Source organism: Klebsiella sp. JB_Kp031 (assembly GCF_040064295.1).
Taxonomy (GTDB): Bacteria; Pseudomonadota; Gammaproteobacteria; order Enterobacterales; family Enterobacteriaceae; genus Klebsiella; species Klebsiella quasipneumoniae.
The window spans coordinates 218,068-229,259 of the sequence record NZ_JBEAJW010000043.1; the positions used below are offsets into that span (position 1 = coordinate 218,068).

Here is an 11,192-nt window from a genome sequence, read left to right on the forward strand (position 1 = left end):
AAAATGGCTAAAAGTGACACTATTTTAACAATTCGCAGGGAATCCGCCTATGCGTCTGGGAAATTTATTCTGCCAGCACCGGGTGGCCGCTGATTGTCAGGGTGGTGGCTGATGGCTGGTTGACCAGCCGCGCGCGCGCGCCCAGCGGCAGGGTCACCGTGCGCTGCTCGTGGCCAAACTCCAGTCCGCTTATCAGCGGTACAGAGAGCTGCTGGCGCAGATAATCAAACACCTGCGGCAGGTCATATCCCACGTCATAGTCGTTCGGCGCGCCGCCGGTGAAGCTGCCGAAGATCACCGCCTTCTGCGCCGCCAGTACGCCGCTGTGCAACAGCTGAAGCAGCATGCGTTCGACGCGGAACGGGTGCTCATTGATATCCTCCACCACCAGAATGCCGTCGCGGATCGCCGGCAGCCACGGGGTACCGATAAGCGAAGTCAGCATCGCCAGATTCCCGCCCCACAGGGTGCCTTCCACCCGGCAGTTCGGCCCTTCGCCCGGCCATTCGAGGGTGAATTCAGGCTGGCGCAGCGCCTGCCAGAAATGCTGTTCGGTAAACGGATCGAGGGTCTCCGCGCCGAAGTTCCCTGCGAGCATCGGCCCGCTGAAGGTGACGACGTTGCCCATGGCCAGCAGGCCCGACTGGATGACGGTGAAATCGCTGTGGCCGCAAATCAGCAACGGGTCACGCTGCTGGCGGGCAATCAGCCCCTGCCAGTCGATATGCGGCAGCAGGCGGCTGGCGCCGTAGCCGCCGCGCACCGCGAGAACGATCCGGTTGCGGCCCGGCAACTGGGCAAGCTGGTTAATATCGGCCAGCCGTTCATGTTCAGTTCCGGCGAAACGCTGCTGCCGACGGGGAATGACCTGCTGGTGGGCCACCTCGTGCCCGGCCTGCTGCAGACGCTCGACGCCGCGGGCCGCCGCCTGCTGGTTGATGCAATAACCGGATGGCGCGACCAGATAAAACTGAGACATGATAATTCCTTGCTATGAATGAAAGGGTTATGATGCCGCCTGGAATGGCGATTGTCATCTCCAGGTGGCTAACTTCAATCCGCACCCGTCATCCATCAGGCTGTCGGCGGGCGGGGGACGTACCGCTGCCGTCGTTCTGCAGCATGATGGCGTTTGGGTAGATAAGGATAGATGTGTGAAATTGAGATGGTTGCTTATTTTAGTCGTTTTTCTGGCCGGTTGTAGTTCGAAACATGATTACACCAATCCACCGTGGAACCCCGAGGTCCCGGTGAAGCGGGCGATGCAGTGGATGCCGATCAGTGAAAAAGCCGGCGCCGCCTGGGGCGTGGATCCGCAGCTGATCACGGCGATCATTGCCATCGAGTCGGGCGGTAACCCTGCGGTAGTGAGTAAATCCGGCGCCGTCGGGCTGATGCAGCTTAAGCCGTCGACCTCCGGACGCGATGTTTACCGGCGGATGGGCTGGCGCGGCGAGCCGTCGGTCAGTGAGCTGAAAAACCCGGAACGGAATATCTCGATGGGGGCCGCCTATCTGAGCATTCTGGAGAATGGTCCGCTGGCGGGGATCAAAGACCCGCAGGTGATGCGCTATGCGGTGGTGGTCTCCTATGCCAACGGCGCTGGCGCGCTGCTGCGCACCTTCTCGTCAAACCGGCAGGACGCCATCGAGGAGATTAACGACCTCGACGCCGATGAGTTCTTCGAGCATGTGGCGAAAAAACACCCGGCTCCGCAGGCGCCGCGCTATATCTGGAAGCTGCAGAAAGCGCTGGACGCCATGTAACCTTACCTTCGCCCCGCCGGCCTGGCGGGGTCCTAATCCTCTGTGCGCAGCGACGTGATAACGCTAATCGGCGCTATTAACGCTTTATATTCCCGGTAGCGCTCGGGAAGCGATTCCACGCCGTTTACCGCCACGCAGAGCATGGCCGTCGCGTCATCCTCCTGCGCGCCTTTATACGCTAACGTTTCTCGTAACGCATTGATGCAGGCATGGGCGTCATGATGCGAAATGCCGTTGATATCGAGACGAATGGTTTTGCTAATGGCCTCTATCCATAATCCGCCCCACAGAACGCAACCCGAGGGCATGAGCAGGCAACTGAAGATGCTGTAAGCGGTGAGGTCGAGCCAGATAAAGGTCTTACTGGCAACGATAACGCCGAGGGCGACCGAAGGGATGCTGATGGCCAGCATATTCCATCCGCGGCGCAGCGGACTTAAGGCTAAACCCGCACTTGCTATCTGTTCCTGCCAGAGGTTACGTCCGGCGATACTCAGGCAGCAGGGCAGATCTTCATGACACGGCTTTCGCACCGCAAAATGGTCAAATAGTATGCTTTCAATGACGTTCATTTCGTGGTTTGCATAGCGTCCGTTAGCCAAAACCTGCCCGGGCTCCGGGACCCACAGATGCTTATTACTGAGTAAGCTGAACATTGCCAGCTGAATCACCCGGGTCCCTTCTCCGGTCAGCCACGCCAGCAGCCAGGGGCTAACCTCCATCGCGTGCGGCTGGGGCTGAGCCGCTGGCCGCGACAGGATAATCATTATACCAATAGCAATATAGATACCCGGGACGATAAGTATAAAACCGCCGAGAAACAGCAGTGGATGCAGATGCATTATAAAATTCCACATACCATCCCCTCGTTAATCCAGCCTCTGCAGACAAAAGGGATACTTAATAAGGTTGATGATTTTTACATATTCAGCAAATCTTTCGGGAAGCAGGGCGGTTTTACCGATCGCCACGCAATAATCGGCGTTTTCATCGGTCAGGGTATCTGCGTCAGCAATAAGCGTCTCTTTCAGTGTAGTAATATGGTGGTCAAGGATATGAATAGAGATTCCCTCCCGATCCAGTCGGGTGGCGTTTAAGGTGATGCATAACAGCCACAGCCACCACAGGCCGGAAATAATACCCATTGTCAGCCAGCTGAATACGCTGGAGCGAATTATCGCCTGATTATCAAAAAGCGTTTTCCAGGCGAGCGCGGCGATTAATAGCAGGGAGGGCGCGGCAATCAATATCATATTCCACGTTTGGTGCGTCGGGCTGAGCCGCAGCCCTTGGCAGTGAGGATCGGTCGCCCAGTGGTTCTTTTCGGCGACGTGCAGAGAAAGCGGCAGATCCTGGTCACTGGTTTTTGGCGTAGCGAAATGGTCAAACAGTATTTTTTCCACACAGGTCATTCTGCATTCTGCGTACTGCTGATTGGCGCAGAGTTGAATATTGTCCGCAGAATGGATGAGAGTGACATAGTTTTTTCTTAACAGCCGGAACATGGCCAGCTGAATGACGCTGGTGGCGCTATTACGTAGCCAGGCTAAAAAAGAGGGTGAGATAGAATAGGGCGCCGGAACGGCTGTGGTATTTTCAGTAGGGCGGGTCTTCGCAATAATTATATTCACCAGAATATATATAAAAGTGGTGAATAATACATGATAACCCATAAATGATAACGGATGTAAATTGGCGAGATAGCTAATGACAGGGTTCACTTTTATTCCTTGTGAGCGTCCTAACCTGTTTTCGCCAGCATATTAAGTCCTCTCATCATCGGGGGGCAAGTGAAATAATGGCCTGGCATCTTTAAGCCAATATTAGCCATCAAAGCGTGACGTCACCTGTTAACAAAAGCCTCCGCCGTCACGGGCGGAGGCTTATCTTTACGCTGTCAGTTAAAAGTCGTAGCCCACGGTGGCCATGACGCTGCGCTCTGCTCCCCAGTAGCAGTTGCCGGTGCCGTAGCAGCCGGAAACGTATTCACGATTGCCGATATTGTTGGCGTTGACCTGCACATAAGCGCCTTTCAGCCCCGGCGACCAGACGCCGAGGTCGGCCCGCATCATGGCGTCCATCAGCGTGACCGACGGCAGCCGCGCGGTGTTGGCATCATCCGCCCACTGTTTACCAATGTAGCGGACGCCGGCGCCCAGCGAGATCCCCGCCGGGAATTGATAGCGCGCCCAGAAGGAAGCCATCTGATCCGGGGTCAGCTGCGGCGTGTTGTTGTCGGTACCGTCCTTAGTGTCCTGGAAGCGCAGACGATTCCAGGTATACGAGGCGAGGGTGCTCAGCTGCGGGGTGATCTGGTGGTGCGCTTCCAGCTCAACCCCCTGGGAATGGACCTTACCCGCCGGAATATAGGTGGTGGTGGCGATGTTGGGGTCGCGGGTGGCGACATCCTTTTGCATCAGATCGTAAATCGCGATGCTATAGAGGTCGCTGCTGCCCGGCGGCTGGAACTTCAGGCCGGCTTCGACCTGTTCGGCGGTGGTCGGTTTCAACGGTTTGCCGTCAGCGCCGGGCAGCATCGCCGGGGTAATCGCCTGGCTGTAGCTCAGGTAGGGCGAAAGACCGTTGTCCAGGGCGTACAACAGCGAGGCGCGGCCGCTGATATGGTCGTCTGAACGGCGGTTTGAGGTGCCGAAGGTATCGCTGACCTGCTGGGAAACGATACGGTCATAGCGGGCGGAAACATCCACATGCCAGCGGTCCCAGACCATCTCATCCTGCAGATACAGCCCGGTCTGGTAATAACGGCGATTATTATCATCGCTGTAGGTCACGGTATGCCCGGTCTGGGTGGTATAGCCGGTAAACGGGTTAAGGGGCGCCGCGCCGCCGGCGCCGGTCCACAGATCGTTGCGGAAGCGATGGTATTCAGCGCCGAGGATCAGGGTATGCGCCAGATCGCCAGTATTGAAATCGGCGCGCAGGCGGTTATCGGTTGACCAGCCGTCCAGCGAACCGCGCGAGCCGCTGTAGCCGCGAGCCAGCATGTCGCTGTCATCTATCCAGCCGACCTGGTAGACCTGATCGAGGGAGACGTTGGTGTGGGTGTAGCTTCCGGCGGAATAGACCGACCAGACGTCGGTGAACTGGTGGTCAAACTCATAGCTGTAGATCTGCTGGCGGCGCTGATAGCCATCTCCCGGATCGCCCTCGTTGGTGCTGGTGGAGAGCTTACGGCCATTGTGCGCGTAGCGGGTGCCGTCCAGCGGCAAAGAGCCATGATAGCCACCGGAAGGATCTTTTTGCAGATAGGCGCGTAGCAGCAGCGAGGTATCGCTGTCCGGCTGCCACAGCAGGGAAGGTGAAATGGCGTAGCGCTCTTCGCGGGTATGGTCATACTGCGTGTCGCTGCTGCGGGTCATACCGATCAGCCGCCATGCCCACTGCTCATTGATGGCGTCGGTGTAATCGAAGGCCGCGCCTTTGGTATTTTGCGTCCCGCCAGTCAGGCGGACGTGGCCCTGCTGACTGAACTGCGGGCGCTTGGAGGTCAGGTTGACCACGCCGCCCGGCACGCTCTGCCCGTAGAGCGCGGAGGAGGGGCCGCGGATCACATCGACGCGTTCGATAAACCACGGGTCGATCTGCACCACGTTATGGCTGCCGCCGTCGCTCATCAGACGCATGCCGTCGAGGAACAGGTTATCGACGTCGCCGCCGTGGTAGCCGCGCAGGGAGATAGCGTCAAACCGGGTGGCGCCGCCGCCGAAGCTGGAGTAGACCCCCGGGGTATATTCCAGCGCCTGGCTGATGGTATTCGCGCCCTGATCCGCCATCTGCTGGCGGGTGACAACCGACACCGACTGGGCGGTGGTGATTAACGGCTGGTCGGTTTTTGTCGCCCCGAGCGAGGTGCTGGCGCTATAGCCCTCAGTCGGCGCGCTGGCGGATGCCGGCGGGCTGGCCGTTACCACCACCGTCTCTTCGGCCTGCGCGGTGAAGGGAAGTGCGATCGCGAGGGCGCACAGCAGCCCCGGGCGTTTGCGAGAAATAGCCACGTTCATAAGATCATCCTGAACCTGCGCGGTCTGGTACTCCTGTACGCCGCCGCGGGAAAAACGAATCTGTCATTATTCGTTAAAAAGTAATGCGAATTATTATTGTTTGTATTTATGCGATCAAGCGAAAAGGTGATCTGTTCAGCGCGAGGGGATGGAGAAGGGTTTCCCGCGAGCCGCAGAATGGGCCTGCGCGGGACGGTAGTGAGCAGGGAGACCGCTTCCCCCTACCGATTTTGGTAGGGGGCGGCAAAGCGTCAGGAGCCGGTCTTTTGCGGTTCCGCAGGGGCGGGGTCGTTAGCCGCGGGCGCCGCAACAGGTTTGTCCTGCGGTGAAGGCGTTGGCGCCGGACGGGTAGCAGGCAGCGCATCGCAGGGTTTCTCCTGCGGGCAGATCAGATCCAGCATCTTAAGGGTGACGCCGTTGGTCCAGCCAAAGCCGTCCTGCAGTGGATATTCCCCACCGCCGCCACCGGTGCCGGTTGAGCTTACGTCATACTTCTCCACCAGCTTTTGCTTGCTGTCATAGGTATGCTGCACGTTGGTCAGGAAGCGCCAGGTGACCTCCATGGCGATCTTCTGCTGACCATAGTTTTGCAGCCCCTCGACGGCCACCCACTGCAGCGGCGCCCAGCCGTTGGGGGCGTCCCACTGCTGGCCGCTGTTGACGGTGGTGGTGGTCAGCCCGCCGGGTTTGAGCAGCCGCGACTCGGCGGCGGCCGCCACTTTCGTCGCTCGCTCGCGCGACGCGGCATTGACGTACAGCGGGAACAGCGCCGCGGCGGTCAGCTGATTGCGCACCTTGTGGGTTTTCAGATCGTAATCGGCGTACCACCCCTCTTTTTCATTCCACAGGTATTTCTCGATAGCCTGCTGGCGGGCGTTGGCCAGCGCGTCGTACCGGGTAGCGCCGGCGCTGTCCCCCGCTGCTTTACTGGCGCGGGCGAGGGTTTTCTCCAGATGGAACATCAGGGCATTGAGATCGACCGGGATAATCGAGGTGGTGCGAATGGTGGCGAGCTGCTGCGGATTGTCCATCCAGCGGGAGCTGAAATCCCAGCCGGAAGCGGCGGCGGAGCGCAGGTCGCGATAGATCTCGGTGGCCGGACGATTCGGGTTGCTTTTGGCGGTTTTGACGTCGTCAAGCCAGGACTCGGGGCGTGGGGTGTCGTTATCGTCCCAGTAGCGGTTGAGCAGCGCGCCATCCGCCATCCGCACCGCCCGTTTGTCGGCGCTGCCGGGTGCCAGCGCGTCCGCCCCGGCCATCCAGTAGCGATACTCTTTCTCCAGCTGCGGCTGGTAGGTTTTCAGCACCTGGTCGCCATCGTGCGTCGCCAGCAGGCTTACCATAAAGGAGAAGAAGGGGGGCTGCGAACGGCTGAGGTAATAGGTGCGGTTACCGTTGGGGATATGGCCCCAGGTGTCAATTTCCGCAGCGAAGTTGGCGACCATATCTTCGACTTTATCCCAGTGACCGCTTTCGGCAAGACCCAGCATGGTGAAATAGCTGTCCCAGTAATAGACTTCGCGAAAGCGTCCTCCGGGGACCACGTAGGGCTTAGGCAGCGGCAGCAGCGAGTCCCACTTTTCCACCTCGACGGTGCTGCGGGTCAGGACCGGCCACAGGCCGTCGATATGCTGACGCAGGGTTTGCCCTTTGGGCGGCACATAGGCGTCGTTCTCTTTCGGCAGCGTGAAGTTCAGCTCAACGAAGTGGCGCAGGTCGAAGCTGGCCTGGTTTTTTTGCATCCGGTAATCGGCAAGGATCATCAGCGGATCGCTGTTCGGAATGGCGTCAGCGAACGTTTTCTGATCAGAAAACAGTTTCGCGCTTTGCACATCATTAAACAGCGGACCGAGCAGGATATCGGGTGATTGCGGGATTGGACGGGTTTCTTCAGCCTCAGCGGTCAGCGTCGCCAGGGCGATAAACGCACCCCCTAGCGCCAGACGAAGAGCATAAGGCAGGGTAGCGGGGCGACGGGAAAAGGGACTCGTCATGGATTGTTCTCCTTATCATTGCAGACTCATGTGCCACTGCATTTGGCCATCAGAAAACCATAGACGAATATCCGCCGCTGCGCGTGTCGAAGCTAACATTTTGCGCTAAAACAGAGAATTTACCGCTCACCGGGTGCTATCCAGGCGGCACTCTTCTGCTCAGCCGAATATTATAATCTTAATTATATATAATCTGGCTGGTGTTATTTTTGTCGTGAATGTTTTTGCGTGAATAATAAGCGTCATTCGATAGCGGCATCCGAAAAAAGAACGGATGTTTATCTGTAACAATAAGGTTCGTATTTATCGCATTTTAAAAATTGCGCAACGGATGAAGGCTGTGATCTGTCAGGCAAAAATACCGGGATTAATATGACTGAAGCCTGGCAGGATCACATAAATTAAAAAACATAAATAATTAATAAAAAAACATAATGGCGCCGCGCATAGCGGATAAGTAAAAAATGCAGACACTACAGAAACCGGTTTCATTTTGCATAAAGGAGTGGTGTATGTCTGCTGGCGAAAAAATTTCTGTCAGAGAGAAAATAGGTTATAGCCTGGGGGACGCAGCCAGTCACATCGTATTTGACTCGTCTGTGGCTATTCTGGCTTATTTTTATACCGATATTTATGGCCTGCCGCCCGCCGTAATGGGGACGATGTTTTTGCTGGTGCGTCTGCTGGATGCGATTACCGATCCGATTATGGGCGCGATTGCTGACGCCACCTCAACCCGCTGGGGCCGCTTTCGCCCCTGGCTGTTGGCGATCTGCGTGCCCTTTGCGGTGAGCTGCGTGCTGGTGTATTCCATTCCCTCCTTTTCCGACTCCGGAAAAATTGCCTACGCCGTGGCGGCTTATATATTTATGACGCTGATGTATACGGCGATTAATATTCCTTACTGCTCGCTGGGCGCGGCGCTGACCTCCGATCCGCGCGAAAGCCTCTCGCTGCAGTCCTGGCGTTTTGCTATCACTCCAATCGGCGGCGCGCTCGGTACTGCCTTTATTTTACCGCTGGCTGATTTTCTCTATCCCGGCGATCGCGCGACCGGTATTCAGGTCTCGATGGCCCTGTTTGGCGTTATCGGCTGCCTGATGTTTATCACCTGTTTCGCCACGACTAAAGAACGCGTGCAGCCGATTAAAGAACAGAACCTGAACATCGCGCGGGACGTGAAAATACTATTTCGTAACGATCAGTGGCGTATTCTTTCCGTTTACAATTTTATGATGCTGATCGCCGTGGTAATTCGCGGTGGCGCCGTCGTCTATTATGTTAACAGCGTCCTGCATAAAGGCGCCGACGTGATTACCATATTCATGCTCGGCGGTATGTTTGCCTCCATGCTGGGTTCGGTGCTGGCCAAACCCTTCGGGACGCGCTTTTGTAAGGTCCGATTCTCTTTCTGGATTAATCTTCTCACCGCCGCGCTGGGCGTGGTCTGCTTTATCGTCCCGGTACAATATTGGATTGCGGTGCTCGGCGTGCATATTCTGATTTCTATCATTCAGGGCGGCAACGGCGCGTTGCAGTGGTCGATGATTACCGACGTGAATAACTATGGCGAATGGAAAACCCAGCGGCGTATTACCGGTATGAATGTCGCAGCAAATATCTTTGTCATCAAGCTGGGCGTCGCCGTCGGCGGGGCCATCCTCGGCTGGATATTGGCCTATTTCCATTACGCCGCTAACACCACGGTGCAGTCGGCTTCAGCGGTGCAGGGCGTGGTGCTGTTGTTTACTCTGGTCCCTTCCGTGTTTTATGTGCTTACCGCCGTCTCGATTAAATTCTACGGCTTAACGGAAAACAGAATGAACGGCATCGTTGATGATTTAAAACACGGCACTTTCGCCGAATCCTGAATATTCCACGCTGTATTAAGAGGGCTATGCAGGTAATTCCCTGGATAGCCCGGCTATACCCTGGATGAAACATATAACAATGTAATTAGGGATGTTAATAATGAAAGTAAACTATATGGCTCTGATTATGAGTGGCCTGTTCTCCTCTAGCCTTTGGGCCGCGGCGAATAATCACCCGACGGATATTGAAAAACGTTTAGCGCAGCTGGAACAGCGCGTAATAAATGCTGAGCAACGAGCGGCCGATGCGGAAGCGAAAATCCAGACCTTAACCCGACAGCAGAGCGTGGTGGCGAAAAGCACGCCAACTGTCAAAGTGGAGTCCGCCGAGCCCGTCGCACCGGGCGCGGAGCCGACAACACTAACGCTGTCCGGCTATGGGGATATCAAATTTTATGGTGATGTCGAATTTAACATGGATGGCGCCAGCAGCAGCGGGAGCCTGACTTCGGTAAAAACCACGGCAAATAAAGACTGGGCGCCGGGCAATAATGAACGCTGGGATATTAATGGCCGCCTGCTGTTAGGTTTTGACGGCATGCGCAAAATGGATAATGGCCGTTTTGCCGGTTTTTCCGTCCAGCCGCTGGCCGACCTGAACGGCAAAATGAATCTTGATGATGCGGTATTCTTTTTTGGCCAGGAGAACGACTGGAAGGTGAAGGTTGGTCGTTTCGAAGCCTACGATATGTTCCCGTTGAATCAGGATACGTTCGTGGAATACTCCGGGAACACCGCCAACGATCTGTACAGTGACGGCTACGGCTATATTTACATGATGAAGGAAGGGCGCGGTCGGAGCAACAGCGGCGGCAACTTCCTGATGAGCAAAACCCTTGATAACTGGTATTTCGAACTGAATACCCTGCTGGAGAACGGCAGCACGCTATTCCAGGACCAGCAGTATCATGGCACCGCACTGGAAAATGAGAAAAATGTGGCCTATTTGCGCCCGGTTATCGCGTGGAACAGCGGGCGCTTCTCCACTGCCATCGCCATGGAAAGCAACGTGGTAAATAACGCCTATGGCTATCACGATGCGAAAGGACGCTGGGTCGACCAGTCCAGCCGTACCGGCTATGGCTATACGATGACGTGGAATGGGCAAAAAACCGATCCGCAGGACGGCGTGGTGACCAACCTTAACGTCGCTTATATGGATGCCGAAGATGAGACTGACTTTACCGCGGGCGTTAACTCCCTGTGGCACGGTTTTGAGCAGGGCTACATTTACGCGCATAACAAAATCGACAGCTTTAACACCGCTGATTTTATCGCTAACTGCGACGATAATTGCTGGATCGCCGATCCGGGCAACTATGATATCCACACAATCCATGCGTCGTACCTGTTTCCGAACGTAATGAATATGAAGAACTTCAACATCTATCTTGGGGCCTACGCATCATGGATTGAATCCAACCCAAACAACGGCGACGGCCAGGAAGACTCCCGCTATGGCGGCCGGCTGCGCTTCAAGTATTTCTTCTGAGCAACACAGAGCCTGCACAGCGCAGGCTCTGTGCTATTCAGCCGCCT

At 56.3% G+C, this 11,192-nt stretch carries 8 protein-coding genes; 3 read left to right on the forward strand and 5 right to left on the reverse strand.

Going from position 1 to position 11,192, the window contains the following annotated elements; all coding sequences use genetic code 11:
• Positions 1-64 precede the first annotated feature (64 nt).
• Positions 65-979, reverse strand: a complete 915-nt coding sequence (gene ldcA, locus ABLV64_RS25635) for a muramoyltetrapeptide carboxypeptidase (RefSeq protein WP_017900195.1) — start codon at positions 977-979, stop codon at positions 65-67.
• A gap of 175 nt (positions 980-1,154) precedes the next feature.
• Between ldcA and emtA the strand changes: the two genes are divergently transcribed.
• Positions 1,155-1,766 (forward strand): membrane-bound lytic murein transglycosylase EmtA, encoded by a 612-nt coding sequence (gene emtA, locus ABLV64_RS25640; RefSeq protein ID WP_004203299.1) that lies wholly within the window; start codon positions 1,155-1,157, stop codon positions 1,764-1,766.
• A 32-nt stretch (positions 1,767-1,798) separates the two neighbouring features.
• On the opposite strand, the gene ABLV64_RS25645 is transcribed toward emtA, so the two are convergent.
• From ABLV64_RS25645 to ABLV64_RS25660, 4 genes are all read right to left on the reverse strand, one after another.
• The gene (locus ABLV64_RS25645) at positions 1,799-2,608 is read right to left on the reverse strand and encodes a TIGR04222 domain-containing membrane protein (protein WP_227524528.1); all 810 of its coding nucleotides are present in this window, start codon (positions 2,606-2,608) and stop codon (positions 1,799-1,801) included.
• A gap of 27 nt (positions 2,609-2,635) precedes the next feature.
• Positions 2,636-3,487: a hypothetical protein gene (locus tag ABLV64_RS25650; protein WP_348843106.1), complete on the reverse strand. Its 852-nt coding sequence runs from the start codon at positions 3,485-3,487 to the stop codon at positions 2,636-2,638.
• A 180-nt stretch (positions 3,488-3,667) separates the two neighbouring features.
• The gene (locus ABLV64_RS25655) at positions 3,668-5,788 is read right to left on the reverse strand and encodes a TonB-dependent siderophore receptor (protein ID WP_348843105.1); all 2,121 of its coding nucleotides are present in this window, start codon (positions 5,786-5,788) and stop codon (positions 3,668-3,670) included.
• A gap of 251 nt (positions 5,789-6,039) precedes the next feature.
• Positions 6,040-7,782, reverse strand: coding sequence for an alpha,alpha-trehalase (locus tag ABLV64_RS25660; RefSeq protein WP_043520531.1), 1,743 nt, complete (start codon positions 7,780-7,782; stop codon positions 6,040-6,042).
• A gap of 512 nt (positions 7,783-8,294) precedes the next feature.
• Between ABLV64_RS25660 and ABLV64_RS25665 the strand changes: the two genes are divergently transcribed.
• Both ABLV64_RS25665 and ABLV64_RS25670 read left to right on the forward strand, forming a co-directional pair.
• Complete coding sequence (locus ABLV64_RS25665) at positions 8,295-9,653, forward strand: glycoside-pentoside-hexuronide (GPH):cation symporter (RefSeq protein ID WP_049093379.1); 1,359 nt, start codon at positions 8,295-8,297, stop codon at positions 9,651-9,653.
• A 100-nt stretch (positions 9,654-9,753) separates the two neighbouring features.
• The gene (locus tag ABLV64_RS25670) at positions 9,754-11,145 is read left to right on the forward strand and encodes a carbohydrate porin (RefSeq protein WP_348843104.1); all 1,392 of its coding nucleotides are present in this window, start codon (positions 9,754-9,756) and stop codon (positions 11,143-11,145) included.
• Positions 11,146-11,192 lie beyond the last annotated feature (47 nt).

What these genes read in the sequence shown, in the direction of transcription:
- ldcA (WP_017900195.1), bottom strand. Translation starts at nt 979, where the DNA reads ATGTCTCAGTTTTATCTGGTCGCGCCATCCGGTTATTGCATCAACCAG.
- ABLV64_RS25645 (WP_227524528.1), bottom strand. Translation starts at nt 2,608, where the DNA reads ATGCATCTGCATCCACTGCTGTTTCTCGGCGGTTTTATACTTATCGTC.
- ABLV64_RS25655 (WP_348843105.1), bottom strand. Translation starts at nt 5,788, where the DNA reads ATGAACGTGGCTATTTCTCGCAAACGCCCGGGGCTGCTGTGCGCCCTC.
- ABLV64_RS25660 (WP_043520531.1), bottom strand. Translation starts at nt 7,782, where the DNA reads ATGACGAGTCCCTTTTCCCGTCGCCCCGCTACCCTGCCTTATGCTCTT.
- ABLV64_RS25665 (WP_049093379.1), top strand. Translation starts at nt 8,295, where the DNA reads ATGTCTGCTGGCGAAAAAATTTCTGTCAGAGAGAAAATAGGTTATAGC.
- ABLV64_RS25670 (WP_348843104.1), top strand. Translation starts at nt 9,754, where the DNA reads ATGAAAGTAAACTATATGGCTCTGATTATGAGTGGCCTGTTCTCCTCT.